We start from the raw sequence: 20,855 nt of genomic DNA on the forward strand, positions 1-20,855 counted from the left end.
TCAAAAAAAATGATTTTAAGAAGCATTTTGTATGCTAAATTGCTTGTCGTACAGGTTTTTATAATACCCTTTCTCTCTCTCTAACAACTCATTATGAGTTCCTTCTTCCACAATTAAACCCTTATCCATAACAATAATTTTATCTGCTTGTTTTATGGTTGCTAATCGATGTGCAATTACAATTGAGGTTCTACCTTTTGTAATGGTTTCAGTTGCATATTGAATCATTTGTTCTGCATAAGAATCTACAGAAGAAGTAGCTTCATCTAAAATTAAAATACTTGGCTTGCTTACATAAGCCCTTAAAAAAGCAATTAATTGTCTCTGTCCAGAAGATAACATAGCACCACGCTCTTTTACATTGTATTGATAACCTCCTGGAAGTGTCATAATAAAGTCATGAATTCCAATTTGTTTTGCTGCTTTCTCCACTTCTTCTAAAGTGATATTTTTATCTTTTAATGTAATATTATTAAAAATTGAATCTGAAAACAAAAAGACATCTTGTAAAACTATAGCAACTTGGCTTCTTAAACTATCTAAAGTGTATTGATCTATAGAAACATCATCAACACAAATAGTACCACTATCTATTTCATAAAAACGGTTTATTAAGTTGATTATGGTAGATTTCCCTGCACCTGTTGCGCCAACAATAGCTACCGTTTGTCCTCTTTTTACATCCAAAGAAATTCCTTTTAAAACTTCTTCTCCTTCAATATAGCTAAATCTAACATCTTTTAAATTGATATCTCCTTTTAAATTTCTAGCTGTAATAGTTCCGTTCTTAACAATACTACTGTGGGTATCTAAAACCTTAAAAACACGTTCTCCAGAAACAATTCCCATCTGTAACTGGTTAAATTTATCTGCAATTTGGCGTAAAGGTCTAAATAACATTTGTGCCATTTGCACAAAAGCCATCACCGTACCAGGACCAGGAACAGCACCTCCAATAATTTGTTTACTTCCAAACCAAACAATTAAACCAATACCAATAGATGATAAAATTTCTGCAATAGGAAAGAAAATAGAAAAGTACCAAATGGTTTTTACGTACGCTTCTTTGTGTTTATTATTAATATCATTAAAATTCTTATATTCTATTTTTTCTCTATTAAAAAGCTGCACAATCTTCATTCCGGTAACTCGCTCTTGTACAAATCCGTTTAGATTTGCAACTTGATTTCTTACCTCTTGAAAGGTAGCTTTTATGGCTTTCTGAAAAATTCTCGTAGCATAAATTAAAATAGGCAAAACGGCTAGCGCTATTAAGGCTAGTTTCCAATTAAAATAAAACATTAAAACAGCTACAGCAAACATTTGTAAAATATCACTTACTATTGTAAAAACACCACTACTAAAAAAGGCTGCAATAGTTTCTATATCTGAAACCACTCTAGTAACTAATTTACCAACAGAATTTTTATCGAAATAAGACATTTTAAACTGTAAAATGTGCCTAAATGTTTTTGCTCTAATATCTCTAATTATATGCTGACCAACCCAATTTGCAAAATAAATAAATGTAAAACGTAGCAACACTTCTACAAGTACAACTACAAGCATTAAAATTATATTATTTACTAGCCCTTGTGCGTCTTTTTCTGTAATGTATTTATCTACCGTTTCTTTTATTAAATAAGGATTTAATAGCGCTACAAGCGATAATAATACAGTAGAAAAAACAGCAATAAAAAAATTTAACTTATAACGTTTTGCAAAAGACATTAATCTTAAAAAGATTTGTAAATCAAATGCATTTCCTGTTTTACCTGCCAAAACTTAATATTTTATATTTGTTAAAAACAATCCTTTTGCAGGAACTGATAACCCTGCGTTGCTTCTATTTTTACTTTCAATAATTTTTCTAAAATCTTCTTTTGATATTTTTTCTAAACCAACATCAACTAAAGTACCTACAATGGCTCTTACCATATTTCTTAAAAACCGATTTGCTGTTATATAAAACACCAACTCCTTTCCATTTTGTTTCCAAACAGCTTCTGTAACATTACAATTATAGGTATACACATCTGTCTTCACTTTAGAAAAAGTCTGAAAATCTGTATATTCTAACAATAATTTTGCAGCCTCATTCATTAAATCTATATTTAATTCTTGTGAATGTATTTGCCACGAAAAATCTAATAAAAAAGGGTTTCTACCCATCCATATTTTATATTCATAACTTCTGCTTAGTGCTCCAAAACGTGCATGTTTTTCATGATCAACGGCAAACACATTATAAACCACAATATCCATAGGAAGTAATGAGTTTAACTTGTGCGGAATATCTCCTTTTAATGTTTTTTCTATATCAAAATGAGCAAACATTTGCGAAGCATGCACTCCGGTATCTGTTCTACCTGCTCCTACAACTTCAATTTTTTCTTGAAATATAGTACTAACCGCTTTGTTTAATTTTTCTTGTACAGAAATTACATCTGGTTGAATTTGCCAACCATGATAATTTTTTCCGTTATAAGAAAGTTCTATAAAATACCTCAAGAAAGTCTGTTTTTGTAGTCATCAAAATTACGGAATTTATTTTGTTATGATTACATTTGAAGCTAATAGAGACGTTAAACTTTTCTAACTATTTCTTTTTATGAAGAAAATCTTATTATTATCTGATACTCATAGCTTTATTGATGCTCAAATATTAAAATTTGTAAAACAGGCAGATGAAGTTTGGCATGCAGGAGATATTGGAAATTTAGAAGTTACCGATACTATAAAAAAATTGAAACCTTTACGTGCTGTTTTTGGAAATATTGATGGAGCTGATGCTAGATCTGAATTTCCATTAGACACAAAATTTGAAGTTGAAAATGTAACTGTTTGGATTACACATATTGGTGGTTACCCCAATAGATATGATCTAAGAATTCGTGAAGAAATAAAAGTGAATCCTCCAAAAATTTTTATCTCGGGGCATTCTCATATTTTAAAAGTACAATATGATAAAAAATTAAATTTATTACACCTAAACCCTGGTGCAGCAGGAAATCATGGTTTTCATAAAGTAAGGACCATGTTGCGTTTTACTCTAGAAAATGGAGAAGTAAAAGATATGGAAATTATAGAATTGGCTAAGCGAGGTTAGTTTTTATTTTTTCTAAAATTGGCAAAACAACTTTAACAACAGTACCATTTTTAAGTGAAGTATCTATATTAAATTCTCCTTGCATCATTTGTATTCTTGCATCAATCTGATTTAAACCGAGTCCTTCTTTACTTATTACCTTCTTTTTATCAAACCCAATACCGTCATCAGAAATTCTTAAATATAACTTTCCATCTGCTTCATCTAACTTAATCATTGCCGTTTCCGCCTTACTATGTTTTAAAATATTATTAATAAATTCTTGAATAATATTATATGCTTTTATTTCAAAATTTTGTTCGTACCTCCTTGTTTCACCTATTCTGGTATCAATCTTAATTTGAGAATTAGAGTATTTATCCGCCATATCTTTTATGGCATATTTTAAACCAAATTTTAACAATACAGACGAAACCAAAGTATGAGATAAATCTCTTATAGTTTGAGATGCTTCCTTAATAATCTTTTGCGTCTTGTCTATTTCTACAGGGGTTTCTCCTTTAAAAAGACCTCTTGTAGCTTGTAAATGAAGGTTTGCAGATGATAAAAGCGCACTTACACTATCGTGTAATGTTTCTGCAATTTGTTTTCTCTCTGACTCTTTACCATCTATTGTCGCATTTAAAATTCTTACTTGAGAATCTGATTTTATTTTTTCTAAATTTTGAAGTTGTACCAATTGGGTTTGCGATAACTGTAAGCTTAAATTTTTTTGGCGAAGTTTATAAAAGTTTAAGGCATATAATAATGTTATAATTATAATTAAGCCACCTATACCAAGTGACCCAAATGTTCTTTGATTTTTTAGGCGTTTATTTTCCTCTTCTTTTAAAACTAATTTTTTAGCAGTATCAACATCATATTCAGCATTAATTGTTTTTACAATTCCTCTAATTTCAGTATCCCTTAACTCATCTTTTATATCATAAGATATTTCTTGAAACTCATACGCTTTGTAATCTTTTAACTTGTACATAGCCCAAGATAAATTAGCATATAAACTTGCTTTAAACCTTATCGCTTTTGCACTATTATCATTCTTAATTAAGTCTAAACCTTCTAAATATATTTTTTTTGCCAGGTTAAAGTCTTCTTTAATTAGGTAAATACTCGCTAAGTTACCTAAACCTGCAGCTTGATTAAGTTTATCGTTATTAGATTTATGAATACTTATTGATAAATTTACATATTTTTCTGCCAAATCATACAAAGAATCATTTATATAAAAAGCAGATAAGTTACTATAAGTTTTAGCTTTAGCCTCTAAAGAACTATTATCTAAATCATTAAAATCTATTACTTTATTGTAGTAATATAAAGTACTATCTCTATACTTTTGTAAAAATTCTCTTTCTTTAAGTTTGTGATAAGAACTGCCTAAGCGTAGGTAGTTTTGAAGTAATAGTTGATTTGAATCAAAATTAAACTTATTAGTATCTAATAATAACGAATCTTTTAACAAACCATTCACATTAGCCCTAAAATATTTAATCCCATCTTTAAAACTTAGAGTTTCATAGAAAATGCTACCTATTAGATAATTTGTTTTATAAAAAATTTCTCTATTATTATTTCTAGAGCTATCTAATAAAACAAATGCCTCTTTTAAAGCTAAGTCAAATTTTTTTTCTTCATAAACTTTATTAATATCCTGTAATTTTTCAATTAAGGTACTATCATTTAATTGCATATAAAAAGAAGCTGTATTAGATACAGCTTCTTTTCTATTTGGTAATGTTTTAAAAACAATCACCAAAAACAAAAACAAAAATATTTTATCTTTAAAATTCAATACTTATTATATTATAATTACTTCTGGTCTTCTTTCTTTTACGTACTTATATTCTTTTTCATCTTCACTATTAGATCTAGCAGAAGTATTATTATCAATAACATATTTTACGAAATCAATTTTTAGAGTTTCACCTTCTATTTTTTCAAAGGTTTTAGAAAAAACTGATTGTTCAGACTTTCCTTCTTCTAAATGAACTTCATATATTTTTAATTCTTCATTAAAAACAAAATCTACTTTCACTGTACTTCTTACACTAAAGTTTAAAGTATAAGTTCCGTCTTCGTTTCCAGAAATACTGTACTCAGATAACATATCTTCATTTTCTGTTCTAGCAAATGTAGCATCTTGATCTTTAATAGTAATTTGTGGGTTCTTACTAGAATTAGTATCTACAAAACCAATTTTAAGTTGGTTTCCATCAATAGTAAAATCTTGAGTAACCTTATTACTAAGACTATTTTCTGATGTGTATAAATAGATATAATTTGTATTAGTAGCCTCATCAACAACGTTTTCTGTTTCTACATTTCCATTTAAGCTATAATCTAAAGAATATGCTCCGTTAATATCTCTTTTAATTGTATGCGTTTTTAACAAATCGGTAGATTGTTCTTCTGGCAATACTGTTTCATTGAATGAGCAAGAAGTTAAAACAAATGTTAACGAAACTAATGCTGCAAATAAGTTAATTTTTTTCATAAGGGAGAGAGTTGTAATTAATTTTATATTTAATTAGGGTTAACTATTCATATTTATAGTAAGCTAGAATGCATGCAACAATTAGTGTTCTTAGGGCTAACTATTAAACTTTTTAGGGGATCGATTTATAAATAAATCAAAGTTTAATCGTTACTTTTTTAGGGGTATAAGAACTATACTATATTGTTTTTTACTGCATACATTGCCAAGCCTACTGCATTTTTTACTTTTAATTTTTTTAACAAACTTTTTCTATATGTTTCTATAGTATTTCTACTAAGATGCATTAAATCTGCCATCTCAATAGTACTATACTCTTTTGTAATTAATTTTAAAACATCTAATTCTCTTTCCGTTAAACTTTCTAACAAGTATTTGTCTGGCATGTCTCCTTTAGGAACCATTTGACCGGATAAAGATTTTAATAACATTTTCTGAATATCATCACTAAAATATTGCTCGCCGTTTGCAACCGCTTTTATAGCATTTACAATATGTTCTCCAGCATTATTTTTAGAGATATAGCCATTACAGCCAAGGGACAAAACTTCTTGAACAATTTTAAGATCATCATAACTAGATAAAACAATAACTTTTTGGTCTATTTTTCTTTTTCTAAAGTGTTTTAACACCTCAAACCCATCTAAAACAGGCATTGTAATATCTAATATTAAAACATCTGCCGAGTTTTCTTTATCATCAAACCAATCAATTACCTCTTGCCCTGTTAAAGAATATCCTTTAATTTCAATCTCTTTATCAGTATTTATTACAGCGATGATACCTTCAATTAAAATTTTGTGATCATCTGCTACGTGAACGTATATTTTTTCTTTCATTATTATATTACAAATTTAGAGTACAGTTTAAAAACCTACAATACCCATTTTCAGTGAAATTTACATCTCACTGTTTTCGGTGAGGCCTCTCACTGAAAACAGTGAGACATAATTTTTATTTAATTGATTAACAAGGAGTTAAATTACGTAAGATTCTATTATTTAAGTTAATAAAAATACAAATTAAACATTCAAATTAGATTTATATTTTAGAAAGATGTAGAAAACAAAAAACCGAGAAATAAATTCTCGGTTTTTTTTCGCACTAAATATACTAATATGTAAGGTTTATCGCAATCTATCTACAGATTTCACAAGATCTTCATCCTTTTTAATAGCTTTATTTGCCAAAACAATAAGCAAAATAACTAAAATTGGTAAGAACATCCCAATACCTTTCTCCGAAATCGAAACTTCTCCAGGTAAAGTTAGAGATACATAAATCAATAATCCTAATAAAAAAAGATTGATCAAAATTACTAAACGCCCTACTACAAATTGTAGCTTTCTATTTTTAAACAAAAAAATAGTTGCAAAAGATACAATTGCGGAAAGCAAATATAACAAAGGAATTACTTTTAAAAGCATAGAATCTCTAGAAAATAAGTCCAAAGCAAAAATTTCTTCTTTAATACTACTCCAAATATCAAATACAAATATTAACCCACCAGAAACTGCGGTTGCTAATAATAAGTATATACTCTGTATTCTTTGAATCATATTAAAAAATAAGACTACAAAAGTAGAACTTTATTTTTTAAAAAGAAAACCTAAAACTTAAAAATTTTGTATATATTTGTAATATTAAGAACCACCTATTAAATATTGTGTAGTACTATATACAATATATAAACTCTAAAAAAATTATAATTAATCTTATCTAAAATAAGGTTTACAATTTAACTTAACATATAACGAATGTTCGAAATCTCAGAACTAAAAGCAAAAACACTTGCTGATTTACAGGTAATTGCAAAATCTATTGGTCTATCTAAGACGAGTCAACTTAAAAAACTAGATTTAGTGTATCAAATATTAGACACACAAGCAGCAAACCCTGTAGATACTTCATCTTCTCCTGTTACTGAAGTAAAACCAAAAACAGAGAAACCTAAAAGAAAAAGAGTTTCTAAGGTCACTGATTCTGTAACAGCAACGAACGAAACTGAAGCAGAACAAACTACTTTAGAAATACCAGAAGAAAAGGTAAAACAAGAAAAACCAGTACAACGTAAACCTAACCCTAGAAAACCGGTTAAGAAAGAAGTTGTACTAAAAGAAGTTGAAGCAGAGACAGAAACGAAACCAAAGGTTAATAAAGAAAGAGTTGTTAAAAAAGTAGATAAACAGGAGCAAAAACCTGCAAATACTCAAAATAAAACACAACCAAATAAGCCTCAGCCAAAAACAAATCTACCAAAGAAAAACCCTAACCAAACTAGAGACAAAAACAACTCTAATAGAAGTAACGGTAATAAATCTACAAATCGTTATAAAGATCCAGATTTTGAATTTGATGGAATTATTGAAAGTGAAGGTGTCTTAGAAATGATGCCAGATGGTTATGGTTTCTTACGTTCTTCTGACTACAACTACCTATCATCTCCAGATGATATTTATGTTTCTCAATCTCAAATTAAATTATTTGGATTAAAAACAGGAGATACTGTTAGAGGTAATGTACGCCCACCAAAAGAAGGTGAAAAATATTTTCCATTAATTAGAGTGTCCAAAATAAACGGTTTAAACCCTAACTTAGTTAGAGACAGAGTTTCTTTTGAACACTTAACTCCGTTATTTCCTCAAGAAAAATTCAATTTAGCAGAAAAAGGAAGTTCTTTATCAACAAGAATTATCGATTTATTTTCTCCTTTAGGAAAAGGACAAAGAGGTATGATTGTAGCACAACCTAAAACGGGTAAAACCATGTTATTAAAGGATGTGGCAAATGCAATTGCAGCAAATCACCCAGAAGTTTATCAAATTGTTTTATTGATAGATGAGCGTCCGGAAGAGGTTACAGACATGAAACGTAATGTACGTGGAGAAGTTGTTGCATCTACTTTTGATGAACCTGCAGACAAACACGTAAAAGTGGCCAATATTGTTTTAGAAAAAGCAAAACGCTTGGTAGAATGTGGGCATGATGTTGTTATTCTTTTAGATTCTATTACACGTTTGGCAAGAGCTTACAACACCGTTGCACCAGCATCTGGTAAAATACTTTCTGGTGGTATCGATGCAAATGCTTTACACAAACCAAAACGTTTCTTTGGTGCAGCTAGAAACATAGAAAATGGAGGTTCTTTAACTATTATTGCAACGGCACTTACAGAAACTGGTTCTAAAATGGACGAAGTAATTTTCGAAGAATTTAAAGGAACAGGTAACATGGAACTTCAATTAGATAGAAATATTTCTAATAGACGTATTTATCCTGCTATCGATTTAATTAAATCTTCTACAAGACGAGACGATTTATTATTAGACGCTAAAACTGTGCAAAGAATGTGGGTTTTACGTAAATATCTTGCAGATATGAACCCTATTGAAGCAATGGAATTTATCAATGATAAAATTAAATTCTCTAAAAATAATGATGAGTTTTTAATCTCTATGAATGGTTAGAAATAACATTTATACTTTTAAATAATACTTTTTACAAAACCTTTTTGAGCAATCGAGAAGGTTTTTATTTTGAAGCTATTTCCTACTTGGAGTTTATATTGAGAGTAGTTGAAAGGCACTCGCTTTTATTATTCAGAAAAAGAATAATAAAGAGCTTAAACAAATGCTTCAATCAAAGCTAAACTTAGTTGCCCTTTCTATTAGTTAAATAAAAGGAGGACTATCTAAATACTCTTTTACAGTATCTAATTAGCTAAATATAGAGCATAAAAAATCCGTTCAAAAGACTTGAACGGATTTTTTATTATTAAATTAAACTTATACTAGTTACTAGTGTATAAGTTTGATCTGTAATCTTCTACATCAGAAGCATTTTTAATAGCCTCATAAATTGCAAAAGTTTTAGTTTTTATAGACTCTGCAATACTTTTTCTTGTAGTTTCATAGTTTGGTAAAGCAGTTGGTAACTCTTTGTTTGTTACTGCAAAAGCATACACACCTCTATTACCTTCTATGTTTTTATACACTTTATTAATTTCTGCATTATACATAGCACCTACAACTTTAGGTTCTGAACCAGCACCAGATAATGTAGGACTTTTTAAATTAATACCGCTTGCATTTCTAACGTCTGTATTGTTATCCTTAGCAATATCAGCTAAAGTACTTCCGTTAAATTTATCTCCAATTAATTTTGCTTTCTTTTGGTTTATCAAAATAGGTTTAACACTATTTGTAGCTTTAGCAGCAGACATTAATCCTTTTTCTGTTTTAGCCGTTACAAAAGCAACAACGTGACTACCTTCTAAATCAAAACGTTTAAAATCTCCAGGTTTAGTATCATTACTAAAAGCCCAAGAAATAATTTGTCTTTGGTTACCTAAACCAGGTACATTTTCATCTAAAACTTTTAAACCAATAGCAGGTCTTGCAACATAATTATTTTCTTTTGCTACATCAAAGAACTTTTTATCTTTAGATGTTGCTAAAGCAAATTGTTCTGATTTTTGAAAAACAGCACTTTCCGTAGCCTCAGAAGCTATAATTTGTCTACTTAAAGTAGCTAACTTTAAAGCTGTTTGCTTGTTCTTTTGTCCATCTATCTTAATAATATGAAACCCAAATGGAGTTTCAACAACATCAATATCACCTGTATTGCCTTCAAAAACAAAATCTCTAAATTCTGGTGTCATTCTATTATAAGTAAACCAATCTAAATCTCCTCCTTTTGCTCCAGAACCAAGATCTGAAGACATTGTTTTAGCTAAGTCTTCAAATTTATTTCTATTGCTTTTTACAACATTTAAAATACTATCTGCTAAAATCTTAGCTTCACCTTGCGTTCTTGTTATATCTGCAGCAGCTCTTTGAGCTCCTAAAAAAGGAATTAAAATATGACTTGCTCTAGCAGAGTCTGGCATGCTAGTAACGTCTGTAATTTTAGATATTTTAAAATACCCTTGTTCTTTATAAGGACCAAAAACATCTCCTTTAGCACCTTTAAAAATTTCTGAAGCTACTGTTGCATTAATCTCTCTTTGAAATTTAAAACTATCATCAATACTAGTATCAGAATCATTTTCACTTAAAAATACGCTTTCATTAGATGTATTTTTAAAATCTTCAATTAATTCAGAAAGACTCGCTTTAATAGCATTTTCATCTTCTGTAGTTGCTGCAATATTAAACTGCACATAAGAAATATCTCTAGATTCTTCTACTTTAAAATCATTAGAGTGTGCTTTAATGTACGCTTCTATTTCTCCTTTAGAAACGGTAACTAAACTATCTGCAATTGAAGTATAAGGAACAAATACAAACTGAGAAGTTAGTTTTGTGTTATCTGCAAAATATTGAGATTCTCCTTCTTTTAAAGAAGCACCAAGACCTGCAGTAACTAAATTATTATATGTATTTCTCTCTCCATTATCTCTAATTTGAGTCATGTAGTTAGACCAAGCTCCCCACATTTCTGGATTATTTAATTTTGTGTCTGCTAAAAATTGTTTGAACTTTACTTCGTCAAAAAAGCCTACTTCATTTTGAAATTGAGGATTGTCTTTAACAGAAGGAGCATTAATTACTTCGTTCCAAACATCTGCTTCACCAACAGTAATACCTGCTTGTGCTAATTGATTTTGATAGATTTTTTTTCTAACAATATTATCCCATACACTTTTAGATGCTTGCATTTCAGTAACTCCGTTACCTACTTGTTGCTTATATGCCTCTAACTCTGCAGTAAACTCTTGTAAAGAGATAGACTCTCCATTTACTTCACCTACTTGATTTACTTTACTTGAATTGAAAAAATCACCTAAAGTAGATGGATCTAATACAAAAGCAAAAAGTGCTAAACCAATTATAATGATTAAGAACATTGAACGTTCTCTAATTTTTGATAAAATTGCCATACGAATTTATTTAATTTTCAGTTTGCGAATATACGATTTGGGTTTTAATATTGCAACCGATTTTATACTTATTAGCAGTAACTAAATTGACTTATAGATAGTTCTAAAAACAAAGACAACTTTTAGGCGTCTTCATCTACAATTTTTAAGCGGACTTCTTCTATTTTAGCACTACTCATTTTTAAGATTTTAATTTCAAAATCTTCAATATCAACAACTTCATTTTCTATAGGAATACTTTCTGTTTGCTCTATAATAAACCCTCCTAAAGTTTCATAAGCTTCAGATTTAGGAATATTCAAACTATACTCTTCGTTTAAATAATCTACTTCTAATCTTGCAGAAAAGTTAAATTCTGTTTCAGATATTCTCTTCTCTAAAAACTCTTGAGTATCGTGCTCATCTTCAATTTCACCAAATAATTCTTCAACAATATCTTCTACAGTTATCATACCAGAAGTACCTCCATATTCATCAACAACAACAGCTACGCTTTTACGCTTTTTCATTAAACTGTTTAAAATATTGTTAATCATCATAGACTCTGGTACAATCTCTACTGGTAATAAAATAGATTTAATTGTTTTTGGTTTCTTAAATAATTCAAAAGCATTTATGTATCCTATTACATCGTCTAAAGAGGTTTTATAAACCAGTACCTTAGACAGTCCAGAATCTATAAATATATTTTTTAAGTTTGCTACTTTTTCATGTAACTCAACCGCAACAATTTCGGTTCTGGGAACCATAACCTCTCTTGCTTTTACATTATGAAAATCGAGTGCATTTTGAAAAATTTGTATTTCAGAATCTACTTCATCATCATTATTACCAGTTTCTAGTTGTTCTGTAATATAATACCCTAATTCTTCTTTACTAAATTCTGTTTGTTGTTCTTCTGCATCTGTTTTAAAGAATACACGCAGAAAAAAATCTGAAATAAAAGAAATAATTTCAGAAAAAAAATGGAATAAAACGTAAAAAAAATAGGCAGGTACTGCAAATAATTTTAAAACCTCATTTGCATAAATTCTAAAAATAGCTTTTGGTAAAAATTCTGCTGTAATTAGTATTACTATGGTAGATATAATTGTTTGTAAAAGTAGTGTAGTAAACTCGTTAAAGGTGTTTTTAGGTAGAATTCTAATTAAGAATCCTCCCATATAATAACTATAAATTACCAAAGAAATATTATTACCAACTAACATGGTAGTAATAAATTTTGATGATTTTTGAGTAATTTTATTAAGAACACTAGGTATAAAGCCTTCTCTTTTCTTCTCTAATTCTATATGCAACTTATTAGCAGAAACAAATGCAATTTCCATTCCCGAAAAAAAAGCGGAAAGAATAATAGAGGTTAATATTATGATAATTTCAATTTCCATTAAGAAATTTATAATCTATTTTTGGTTATTTCTGGTTTCTACTTTTTTTCTAAAATGTCTTTTAAAGAAAAAAACTAAGGTAATAAAAATAGAAGCACCAAAAAACAAATAAGCTTTCTGTCTATCTTCTGCCCAAATAAGAAAACCTTCTACCAAACATATTAAAGCGACTACTAAATAGCCATATTGAAAAAACTTCCAAATTGTATTCATTTTATTCTGTTTCTGATGTTACTAACTTACCTGTTGTTTTCTTTGCTAAATGCTTACTTAAATCTTCTTTACACTCAAACCCAACACCATATATAGTATCTTTTAAAGTGGTTAAAGTAAATGGTTTTTCTGAAAAAAAATACTTAGTGTTTTGATCCCAAAATAATTGTTCTGTTTCTAATTTAGAGTTTTCTTTAGGATTTACGACCACTACATTTCCCTTTATTTCAGAAATTTGAGTATTTGAATATGATAATGCATAATTTCCTGTAATCGTTACAGAATCTATTCCATCAAAATTTATAATTTCAATTCCTTCAGGAAATTCATTATAGGGATGTTGTTTTCTATTACTAAAATCATAAAGTAAAGGCGTAATTAGTTTTGATGTAATTCTACCAGAATCTTTATATACATGAAATGCATTTTTGGCAATACCGATTGGCAAGTTTTTAGACACCAAAAAATCTCTCACTTCTTTTGTATTATTAGAGCAAGAAAAAAGCATTACTGTAACAAATAGTACAGCAATGCTTTTATAAAATATTTTTTTTATGTTTTTCAAAAAATTAATTTGAAGGTACTCTTACTGTTTCACCAATCCAACATTTTATAGTATAGCTACTACCAGGTGTAACACCTGCAGTAAAAATAACTTTAGAACTTGGTACATTACCTCTATAACTTCTAATATAAGAACTTGCAGTAGACGAAATACTTGGATCTACAGATGCAGCTCTTTGTGCTTGGTTTAATGCAGCAACATATACCATTCTCTTTTCAAACTCATTTCCACCACAATTATTTACACTAGATTGGTATAATCTTGCAATAAATAAATATGCTTTACCATAGTTAGGGTTAAAGCTTAAAGCTTCTCTTGCTAAACTTCTAGCTTTACTTAATTGACCTCTAGATTTAGCTGCTTGCGCAAATTTTAATTTATACTTTGCTTTCTTTAATGGGTCTGTTTCTAAATTAAAAGATTTCTCTCTCATTTCATTTGCCCCAGCATTATCTCCATTATCTTCTAAAACACTCGCTAAGAAAGAGAATGCCTCTGGTGATGGAGACGCATGAGCATACGCTCTTACTAATTCTTGGTATAAAGGATCTTCTTGACATCCTTTGTTAAACATTCTAGATACAGATCTTTTTAACCAAACAGCATCATCTTTATTTGCTTCAAAATCTCTTTTGTAAATAGGTATTAATCTTTCACAAGTTGCTATTTCAGAAATAATATTATCTAAACCACCTTCTACAGTACCTAATGCTCTAGAGTTTGTAGAATATGCATGAATCAATCTTTTATTTGCTACAGAATCTTTAGAAAGATCTTTTAATTTTGCTGCATATCCATCTAATTTAGAACTTACAGACTCTAATACATCATCATAAGTATCAAATACTTTTTGAGGATTTGTATCTTTATTTCTATCTGTAACTCCTTGAAAATAAATATATAAGTTTTTTACACCCATTTTAGTAGGGTCTATATTATATCCTTTTTCTAAAATAGCAAATACTTCATCATCAGAAGCCAATTTATTATCTAACAAATAAGTAGCATAATCACTATGTAATTTTGCTGGATTGTCTTTAGGAAAATACTGTAATCTTTGCTCGTAAACTCTTTTTGCTAGAACAGGATCTTTTCTAACATCTTCTGCCAAAGTAGAACCTAATTTGTAAATATTTACAGATAAATCTTTACAGTTATCCATTAAATAAATCCAGTTTGTATAAGCTTCTTCATACTTTTTAGATTGGAAATCTCCTTTAAAAAGATTATACTTAATAGTACATTCTCTTTTTGCATCATCTTGCGCATTTGTTTTTGCTGATGCCAATAACAACATTGCAGCTAGTAAAAACGTAATTTTCTTCATTTTGTTAGTTTTTTGTTAATCTATTTTTCTTTTCTGAAACCAATTAGTATCTGTCAAAGATAAACTTAATCTAAAATTAAAATAATTTTCTTTAATTAAATTATTAGCAGTGGTACCTCTTTGACCAAATTCGAACCCCATATTTACTGAGGATAATTGCTTCAGTGGTAAACCTAAACCAAAAGATATGCCAAAGTCGTCTACATCTGTATAATTTGTGTAAGGATCAGATCCATCTACTAACAATCCTGTCTTTTTTAAACGGACACCAGCTCTATAAGTAACTCGCTCCCAGTAACTTGAAATTGAATTGATTTTAGGAATATAAAATCCACCTAAAGAAACTCTATTCGACTCACCATAAGTATATGCACTGTTAGATGTATTTAAAAAACCTGTAGTTTCTATTGCATCTTGTTTTTCATACTCTAAACCAACATACCATTTATCATCTTTCCCTACTCCTGCTCCTAAAATTGCTTTTAAAGGCAATTTATAATTTCCGCTAATTTCAGATTGAGAAAGAGTATCTCTTCCAAATTCTCCTCCAGAACTAGTAAAAGAAAGAGAGTTTAAATATTCATCTCCAGTAACTTTTAAATCATTCCCCATTTTAACAGTAGCTCCTCCGCTTATAACCAATTTATTTTTAAGCGCTTTTTTATATTGTGCTCCTAATGCAACCGATCCGCCTCTAACAATAGTCGCTTCTTTATATTTTGTAGCTAAAGAAACACCTGCTTTTTCGTTAATAATACTATTATCTATACTACCAAATTTATAATCTACTTCTATACCTAAAGATAATTCTTTATATACTTTTATACCAAAACTACTGTAAATTCTACTTACACCTCCTTCTCCAGAAAAGGACGTTCGCTCTAAAATCGTTCCATTGTTGTCTAAAATAGAATTAGATAAAGAGTATCCTACAGAAGATACTGGTTGTAGTCCAAAAGACATACCTGCTTTATTACCTATAGGAAATGCCAATGCAAAATAACTTAAACTAGTAGAGTTAGAAGATTGTTTTACGCCACCATTCTCTACCGTTAATTTATTATTTAATAAACCAAAAGAATAGGTTGTATATCTTAAGTTAGCGTACGCCGCAGGATTTGTAAAGTTTAAGTATTTATAGTGGCTAAAAGCAACTCCTATACCTCCCATTGCACTTTGTTCTACTGTAATAGGATTAAATTCATCTCCTATACCAAAAAAAGAATATGGTGATGAACTTGTTCTTTGAGCTGTTATAGCTGAAGAGGTTATTAGCATAAAAACTAATAATATGTTTTTAATCATTTGTCTATATTAAATATCAATATTCTATTTAATCCTTTAAGAAGAAAATTTTTCTTGGCAAATATGCTACTTTTTAATTGCTTTGACAAGAAATTTGTGTCTCCTCCTGTTAAAACGACTGTTAAATCTATATATTTCTTTTTATATTGATTAATTACACCTTCAATTTCTTGAACCACTCCATTTACAACACCAGAATTCATACTCTCTTTAGTATTGCGACCAATAAAACTGTTTACTTCATCTTTTTCTAGTAATGGTAAATTTGCTGTAAAATGATTTAAAGAATCAAACCTCATTTTTATTCCTGGAGATATTGCACCACCTAAATATTCCGATTTACTATTCACAAAATCGAAAGTAATACAAGTACCAGCATCAATAATTAGTGTGTTTTTGTCTGGAAACTCATTTACGGCCCCCACCACCAATGCAATTCTATCTACTCCTAAGGTTGTTGGTGTTTTATACAAATTGATAAAAGGAACGTTTGTAGAAGAAGACAAAACCGTCAATTGCATTAAATCTTGAAGCTTAAGTAACGTTTTTTCTGATATAAAACTTACCGATGACAAAATTGCACAGGTAATTTTATATTTTTTTAAAATTTTTTTTATTTCTGATAAAATTTTTTTTCGATCAACAAAAACCACTTCTAAAATGGTATCCCCCTCAAATACAGCTACTTTAACTCTTGTGTTACCTGCATCAATTATTAAATTCATCTTTACAATATTTATAAAAATCAAAAATACAATACATTTTTTAAAAAAATGCTTGCACATGTTAAAAAAGGTTGTATATTTGCCACCGCTAAGGGAAAGATATTAATCTAACTTTCTTTTAAAGTAATGGTACCTTAGCTCAGTTGGTAGAGCAAAGGACTGAAAATCCTTGTGTCCCTGGTTCGATTCCTGGAGGTACCACTTAAAACCCTATAAACATTCTGTTTATAGGGTTTTTACTTTTTCGAATACTAAATAAAAAAAGGTGTACTCTAAAATTCAGAAACACCCTACCCCTATTAATTAAACAAACCTTAGGTTGTTTAATTAAAATAAAACCTGTTACTTTAAAAAATATTAAAGCAAATTTAATCTTCTCATTAATTCACTTTTATTAGATCTACTAATTGGAATAACACTTTTTTGAATAAGTACACTGTTATCCTCAATATCTACTATCTCAGAAACATTAATAATAAAAGACCTGTGTATTCTAAGAAATAAAGAAGTAGGCAGCTTATCTTCTATTTTCTTTAGTGTAGAATGTACAATATAACTTTTACTATCTGTCTTGATATTAATATAATCTCCCTTTGCTTCTACAAAATAAATACTCGGAATATTAATTTTAACAAGTCTTCTCTCTACACTTACATAAATAAAATCAGAATCTTCGTTGGCAGCAACTGTTGTGTTTGCAGTAGTATCTGTTTGCTTTAAACTGGCTAATTTCTGCAAAGACTTGTTAAACCTTACTTTAGCAATAGGTTTTACAAGATAATCTACTACACATTCATACTCAAATGCTTGTAGCGCAAAATTTTTGTCTGATGTTGTTAAAATTATTTTAGGAGGCGATTTTAATGCTTGAATAAAGTCAAAACCAGAAAATGTAGGCATGTGAATATCTAAGAATATTAAATCTACTGCATTTGAATTAAGATATTTCATAGCCTCTATAGCTGAATCAAACTCCTCTAAAACAGTAATTTCCTTAAAATCAGCACATAGCTTCTTAATAATTAATCTTGCAGTTGCATCATCATCTATTACTATACAATTCATACTATTTATAAAAATTATTAGACTTTTAAATATACATGAATTTTGTTTAAAACATTTACAAAATCGTTATATAATTTAGTTTCATTGTTTTTTAAATCTAGCTCAAATCTAGATGCTAATTCAAATCCCTTTTTTAAACCTAAAATACTAATTTTATGTTTTAACTTATGTACTTTATCTGCAGCCTCTGCGTACTCTTTATTCTTAAAATCTTCATTAAAAAGTAAAAATTCTTCTGGAAATTCATTTTTTAAAACTATTAAGATACTTTCTTCAAATTCCTTATCTCCTCCAGAAAGCTCTTTTATATAATTTAAATTTGGTTCTTCCATATCTGTTAATCTTATTTTAATTAATTATATTTATTCTCTTTCCAATAATTTAATAGTGATTCTACTTTTACAGCGTATTTAGAAAATTGTACTGGCTTTGTAAAAAAACCAGAAATTCCAAAATCATAACACTTCTTTAATTCTTCATGATCATCAGAATTAGACATCACTATTATAGGTATATTTTTATACCTAATATCAGCTTTTAAATTACCTAAAAACTCAAGCCCATTCATTTCAGGCATATGTAGGTCTAGAATTATAATATTAAATAAATACTCTGCTTTATTTAGAATACTTAAGGCCTCTTTTCCATTTACTGCTTCCACAATATTAGAAAGGGAATTATTATCATAACAAACCTTTTTAAACTTCATTCTTTCTATCTCATCATCATCAATAAGTAATATGGTGAGGGAATTCATATTTTTTTTACATTTTTGTTTTCGATGATGTAAAAATGAACCAATAAAATTGAAAAAAAATATTTGTTAGCTTACATGAAGCAAAAACACGTTAAGTGGTAAAATTTTAATGTTTAATATAATTCTAGATATGTATTTGTCTATCAATTTGCTGATTGAGAGAAATAAATGTTTCAAATTTAGTAACACCATTAATCATTTTTATCTTGGTATCTAACAAACACATTAAATCTACATTGTCTTTGCACAATACCTTAATAAAAATTGTAAAATTACCAGTTGTATAATGGCATTCTACCACTTCTCTAATCTCTTTAAGTCTTTTTATGATAGATGATAGTACTGCTGTAGTTTCTAAAAACACACCTACAAAAGCAATTGTAGTATATCCCAAAGCTTTTGGGTTTATTACCATCTGATAACTATCTATTAATTCAGATTTCTCTAATTTTCTTAATCTTTGATGAATTGCTGCTCCAGAAATACCAACATCTCTAGCAATGCTTAAAATAGGTATTCTTGCATCTTTTACTAAACTTCTTATAATTTTTTTATCAATACCGTCTATTTTCATCTTTATATCTTAGACTATAAAGGTAAAAAAAAATAGAGAACACAAATTGTGTTCTCTATTTTAATATCAAGTTTAAACGAATGATTTATGTTTTATTTCATAACAAAATCTTCCATAAATTTAGTTGTATAGTTTCCTGCAACATAATCTGGATGATCCATTAATTGCCTATGAAAAGGAATTGTTGTTTTAACCCCCTCTATCACAAACTCATCTAATGCGCGTTTCATTTTATTAATAGCTTCTTCTCTTGTTTGAGCAGTAGTTATTAACTTAGCAATCATAGAATCGTAATTTGGCGGAATCATATAACCAGCATATACATGCGTATCTACTCTTACTCCATGACCTCCTGGAGAATGAAAAGTTGCAATTTTTCCTGGAGCGGGTCTAAAATTATTATATGGATCTTCTGCGTTTATTCTACATTCTATAGAGTGCATTTGAGGAAAATAATTTTTCCCAGAAATAGGCACACCTGCAGCTACTAAAATTTGTTCTCTAATTAAATCATAATTTACTACTTCTTCTGTAATAGGATGCTCTACTTGTATACGCGTATTCATCTCCATAAAGAAGAAATTTCTATGCTTGTCAACTAAAAACTCTACAGTTCCTGCACCTTCATATTTTATAAATTCGGCTGCTTTTACAGCTGCTGTTCCCATCTTTTTTCTTAAAGCATCTGTCATAAAAGGAGAAGGAGTTTCTTCCGTTAACTTTTGATGACGACGTTGAACAGAACAGTCTCTTTCTGATAAATGACATGCTTTTCCGTAAGAATCTCCAACAATCTGAATTTCTATATGTCTTGGCTCTTCAATAAGCTTTTCCATATACATATCATCATTACCAAAGGCTGCTTTAGATTCATGTCTTGCAGAATCCCAAGCTTCTCTTAAGTCTTCTGCTTTCAAAACAGCACGCATACCTTTACCTCCACCTCCGGCAGAAGCTTTTAACATTACTGGGTAACCGGATTCTGCTGCAATTTTTTCACAATCTTCAAAGTCTACAATAACACCTTCACTACCTGGTACACAAGGTACACCGGCAGCAATCATAGTAGATTTAGCATTTGCTTTATCTCCCATTTGATCAATCATCTGACCAGAAGCACCAATAAATTTTATGTTATGCTCTTCACATAATCTTGAAAATTTAGCATTTTCAGACAAAAACCCATAACCTGGGTGAATTGCATCTGCATTTGTAATTTCTGCAGCTGCAATAATATTAGACATTTTTAGGTATGATTCAGAACTTGGAGCTGGACCAATACAAACTGCTTCATCTGCAAATCTTACATGCAAACTTTCTGCATCCGCAGTAGAATATACTGCCACAGTTTTAATCCCCATTTCTTTACAGGTTCTAATAACACGAAGTGCTATTTCTCCTCTGTTGGCAATTAATATTTTTTTAAACATAATTTAAGAGTTATAAGTTATA

General features: G+C 29.2%; 20 protein-coding genes and 1 tRNA gene. 3 read left to right on the forward strand and 18 right to left on the reverse strand.

Features of this window, described 5'->3' with window-relative positions:
- Window positions 1-15 precede the first annotated feature (15 nt).
- Both GQS58_RS10765 and truA read right to left on the reverse strand, forming a co-directional pair.
- Window positions 16-1,782: an ABC transporter ATP-binding protein gene (locus GQS58_RS10765; RefSeq protein ID WP_166385710.1), complete on the reverse strand. Its 1,767-nt coding sequence runs from the start codon at window positions 1,780-1,782 to the stop codon at window positions 16-18.
- A gap of 3 nt (window positions 1,783-1,785) precedes the next feature.
- Window positions 1,786-2,511: a tRNA pseudouridine(38-40) synthase TruA gene (gene truA / locus GQS58_RS10770; protein ID WP_166385712.1), complete on the reverse strand. Its 726-nt coding sequence runs from the start codon at window positions 2,509-2,511 to the stop codon at window positions 1,786-1,788.
- A 100-nt stretch (window positions 2,512-2,611) separates the two neighbouring features.
- Here truA and GQS58_RS10775 point away from each other — a divergent pair, with 100 nt between their 5' ends.
- Window positions 2,612-3,109, forward strand: coding sequence for a metallophosphoesterase family protein (locus GQS58_RS10775; RefSeq protein ID WP_166385714.1), 498 nt, complete (start codon window positions 2,612-2,614; stop codon window positions 3,107-3,109).
- Here the strand turns inward: GQS58_RS10775 and GQS58_RS10780 are convergent.
- The 4 genes from GQS58_RS10780 to GQS58_RS10795 all read right to left on the reverse strand — a co-directional run bounded on the left by GQS58_RS10780 (window position 3,096) and on the right by GQS58_RS10795 (window position 7,162).
- Window positions 3,096-4,901, reverse strand: a complete 1,806-nt coding sequence (locus tag GQS58_RS10780) for a sensor histidine kinase (protein ID WP_166385716.1) — start codon at window positions 4,899-4,901, stop codon at window positions 3,096-3,098. The genes GQS58_RS10775 and GQS58_RS10780 overlap by 14 nt on opposite strands.
- Window positions 4,902-4,907: 6 nt before the next feature.
- Complete coding sequence (locus tag GQS58_RS10785) at window positions 4,908-5,603, reverse strand: hypothetical protein (protein ID WP_166385718.1); 696 nt, start codon at window positions 5,601-5,603, stop codon at window positions 4,908-4,910.
- A 173-nt stretch (window positions 5,604-5,776) separates the two neighbouring features.
- Complete coding sequence (locus GQS58_RS10790) at window positions 5,777-6,442, reverse strand: response regulator transcription factor (RefSeq protein WP_166385721.1); 666 nt, start codon at window positions 6,440-6,442, stop codon at window positions 5,777-5,779.
- A gap of 288 nt (window positions 6,443-6,730) precedes the next feature.
- Window positions 6,731-7,162 carry a DUF4293 domain-containing protein gene (locus tag GQS58_RS10795; RefSeq protein WP_166385723.1) on the reverse strand — a complete coding sequence of 144 codons (432 nt, stop codon included), beginning with the start codon at window positions 7,160-7,162 and terminating at the stop codon, window positions 6,731-6,733.
- Window positions 7,163-7,360: 198 nt separating this feature from the next.
- Between GQS58_RS10795 and rho the strand changes: the two genes are divergently transcribed.
- The gene (gene rho / locus GQS58_RS10800) at window positions 7,361-9,070 is read left to right on the forward strand and encodes a transcription termination factor Rho (RefSeq protein WP_166385725.1); all 1,710 of its coding nucleotides are present in this window, start codon (window positions 7,361-7,363) and stop codon (window positions 9,068-9,070) included.
- 323 nt (window positions 9,071-9,393) lie between these two features.
- Here the strand turns inward: rho and GQS58_RS10805 are convergent, their stop codons facing one another.
- The 7 genes from GQS58_RS10805 to GQS58_RS10835 form a co-directional block, all read right to left on the reverse strand.
- Window positions 9,394-11,484 carry a peptidylprolyl isomerase gene (locus tag GQS58_RS10805; RefSeq protein ID WP_166385727.1) on the reverse strand — a complete coding sequence of 697 codons (2,091 nt, stop codon included), beginning with the start codon at window positions 11,482-11,484 and terminating at the stop codon, window positions 9,394-9,396.
- Window positions 11,485-11,606: 122 nt separating this feature from the next.
- Window positions 11,607-12,872 (reverse strand): hemolysin family protein, encoded by a 1,266-nt coding sequence (locus tag GQS58_RS10810; RefSeq protein WP_166385729.1) that lies wholly within the window; start codon window positions 12,870-12,872, stop codon window positions 11,607-11,609.
- A 15-nt stretch (window positions 12,873-12,887) separates the two neighbouring features.
- Entirely contained in the window at window positions 12,888-13,085 is a 198-nt protein-coding gene (locus tag GQS58_RS10815) for a hypothetical protein (RefSeq protein ID WP_166385730.1), read from the reverse strand.
- Between the two features lies 1 nt (window position 13,086).
- Window positions 13,087-13,650 (reverse strand): LPS export ABC transporter periplasmic protein LptC, encoded by a 564-nt coding sequence (gene lptC / locus GQS58_RS10820; RefSeq protein ID WP_166385732.1) that lies wholly within the window; start codon window positions 13,648-13,650, stop codon window positions 13,087-13,089.
- A 4-nt stretch (window positions 13,651-13,654) separates the two neighbouring features.
- The gene (locus tag GQS58_RS10825; RefSeq protein WP_166385734.1) at window positions 13,655-14,977 is read right to left on the reverse strand and encodes a tetratricopeptide repeat protein; all 1,323 of its coding nucleotides are present in this window, start codon (window positions 14,975-14,977) and stop codon (window positions 13,655-13,657) included.
- 15 nt (window positions 14,978-14,992) lie between these two features.
- A complete protein-coding gene (locus tag GQS58_RS10830; RefSeq protein ID WP_166385736.1) occupies window positions 14,993-16,282 on the reverse strand; it encodes a hypothetical protein in 1,290 nt (429 codons plus the stop codon).
- Window positions 16,279-17,007, reverse strand: a complete 729-nt coding sequence (locus tag GQS58_RS10835; protein ID WP_166385738.1) for a type III pantothenate kinase — start codon at window positions 17,005-17,007, stop codon at window positions 16,279-16,281. Before GQS58_RS10835 ends, GQS58_RS10830 begins: the two co-directional genes overlap by 4 nt.
- A gap of 128 nt (window positions 17,008-17,135) precedes the next feature.
- Between GQS58_RS10835 and GQS58_RS10840 the strand changes: the two genes are divergently transcribed.
- A tRNA-Phe gene (locus tag GQS58_RS10840) sits at window positions 17,136-17,208 on the forward strand.
- 156 nt (window positions 17,209-17,364) lie between these two features.
- Here GQS58_RS10840 and GQS58_RS10845 read toward each other — a convergent pair.
- From GQS58_RS10845 to accC, 5 genes are all read right to left on the reverse strand, one after another.
- The gene (locus tag GQS58_RS10845) at window positions 17,365-18,072 is read right to left on the reverse strand and encodes a LytR/AlgR family response regulator transcription factor (protein WP_166385740.1); all 708 of its coding nucleotides are present in this window, start codon (window positions 18,070-18,072) and stop codon (window positions 17,365-17,367) included.
- A 17-nt stretch (window positions 18,073-18,089) separates the two neighbouring features.
- On the reverse strand, window positions 18,090-18,404 hold the full coding sequence (locus tag GQS58_RS10850) for an Hpt domain-containing protein (protein WP_166385742.1): 315 nt from the start codon (window positions 18,402-18,404) through the stop codon (window positions 18,090-18,092).
- A 20-nt stretch (window positions 18,405-18,424) separates the two neighbouring features.
- Window positions 18,425-18,829, reverse strand: a complete 405-nt coding sequence (locus GQS58_RS10855) for a response regulator (protein WP_166385744.1) — start codon at window positions 18,827-18,829, stop codon at window positions 18,425-18,427.
- Window positions 18,830-18,953: 124 nt separating this feature from the next.
- Entirely contained in the window at window positions 18,954-19,403 is a 450-nt protein-coding gene (locus GQS58_RS10860; RefSeq protein ID WP_166385746.1) for an Lrp/AsnC family transcriptional regulator, read from the reverse strand.
- A 92-nt stretch (window positions 19,404-19,495) separates the two neighbouring features.
- A complete protein-coding gene (accC, locus tag GQS58_RS10865) occupies window positions 19,496-20,833 on the reverse strand; it encodes an acetyl-CoA carboxylase biotin carboxylase subunit (protein WP_166385748.1) in 1,338 nt (445 codons plus the stop codon).
- Window positions 20,834-20,855: the final 22 nt, after the last annotated feature.

The sequence above is a fragment of the Polaribacter sp. 11A2H genome (assembly GCF_011379025.1).
In the GTDB taxonomy this organism is placed as follows: Bacteria; Bacteroidota; Bacteroidia; order Flavobacteriales; family Flavobacteriaceae; genus Polaribacter.

Bases quoted from the DNA above. Each gene is read 5' to 3' on its own strand.
- accC (WP_166385748.1), bottom strand. From the start codon at position 20,833: ATGTTTAAAAAAATATTAATTGCCAACAGAGGAGAAATAGCACTTCGT.
- GQS58_RS10855 (WP_166385744.1), bottom strand. From the start codon at position 18,829: ATGAATTCCCTCACCATATTACTTATTGATGATGATGAGATAGAAAGA.
- GQS58_RS10810 (WP_166385729.1), bottom strand. From the start codon at position 12,872: ATGGAAATTGAAATTATCATAATATTAACCTCTATTATTCTTTCCGCT.
- GQS58_RS10790 (WP_166385721.1), bottom strand. From the start codon at position 6,442: ATGAAAGAAAAAATATACGTTCACGTAGCAGATGATCACAAAATTTTA.
- GQS58_RS10805 (WP_166385727.1), bottom strand. From the start codon at position 11,484: ATGGCAATTTTATCAAAAATTAGAGAACGTTCAATGTTCTTAATCATT.
- GQS58_RS10845 (WP_166385740.1), bottom strand. From the start codon at position 18,072: ATGAATTGTATAGTAATAGATGATGATGCAACTGCAAGATTAATTATT.
- GQS58_RS10795 (WP_166385723.1), bottom strand. From the start codon at position 7,162: ATGATTCAAAGAATACAGAGTATATACTTATTATTAGCAACCGCAGTT.
- GQS58_RS10825 (WP_166385734.1), bottom strand. From the start codon at position 14,977: ATGAAGAAAATTACGTTTTTACTAGCTGCAATGTTGTTATTGGCATCA.
- GQS58_RS10850 (WP_166385742.1), bottom strand. From the start codon at position 18,404: ATGGAAGAACCAAATTTAAATTATATAAAAGAGCTTTCTGGAGGAGAT.
- GQS58_RS10835 (WP_166385738.1), bottom strand. From the start codon at position 17,007: ATGAATTTAATAATTGATGCAGGTAACACAAGAGTTAAAGTAGCTGTA.
- GQS58_RS10775 (WP_166385714.1), top strand. From the start codon at position 2,612: ATGAAGAAAATCTTATTATTATCTGATACTCATAGCTTTATTGATGCT.
- GQS58_RS10815 (WP_166385730.1), bottom strand. From the start codon at position 13,085: ATGAATACAATTTGGAAGTTTTTTCAATATGGCTATTTAGTAGTCGCT.
- GQS58_RS10785 (WP_166385718.1), bottom strand. From the start codon at position 5,603: ATGAAAAAAATTAACTTATTTGCAGCATTAGTTTCGTTAACATTTGTT.
- rho (WP_166385725.1), top strand. From the start codon at position 7,361: ATGTTCGAAATCTCAGAACTAAAAGCAAAAACACTTGCTGATTTACAG.
- GQS58_RS10860 (WP_166385746.1), bottom strand. From the start codon at position 19,403: ATGAAAATAGACGGTATTGATAAAAAAATTATAAGAAGTTTAGTAAAA.
- GQS58_RS10830 (WP_166385736.1), bottom strand. From the start codon at position 16,282: ATGATTAAAAACATATTATTAGTTTTTATGCTAATAACCTCTTCAGCT.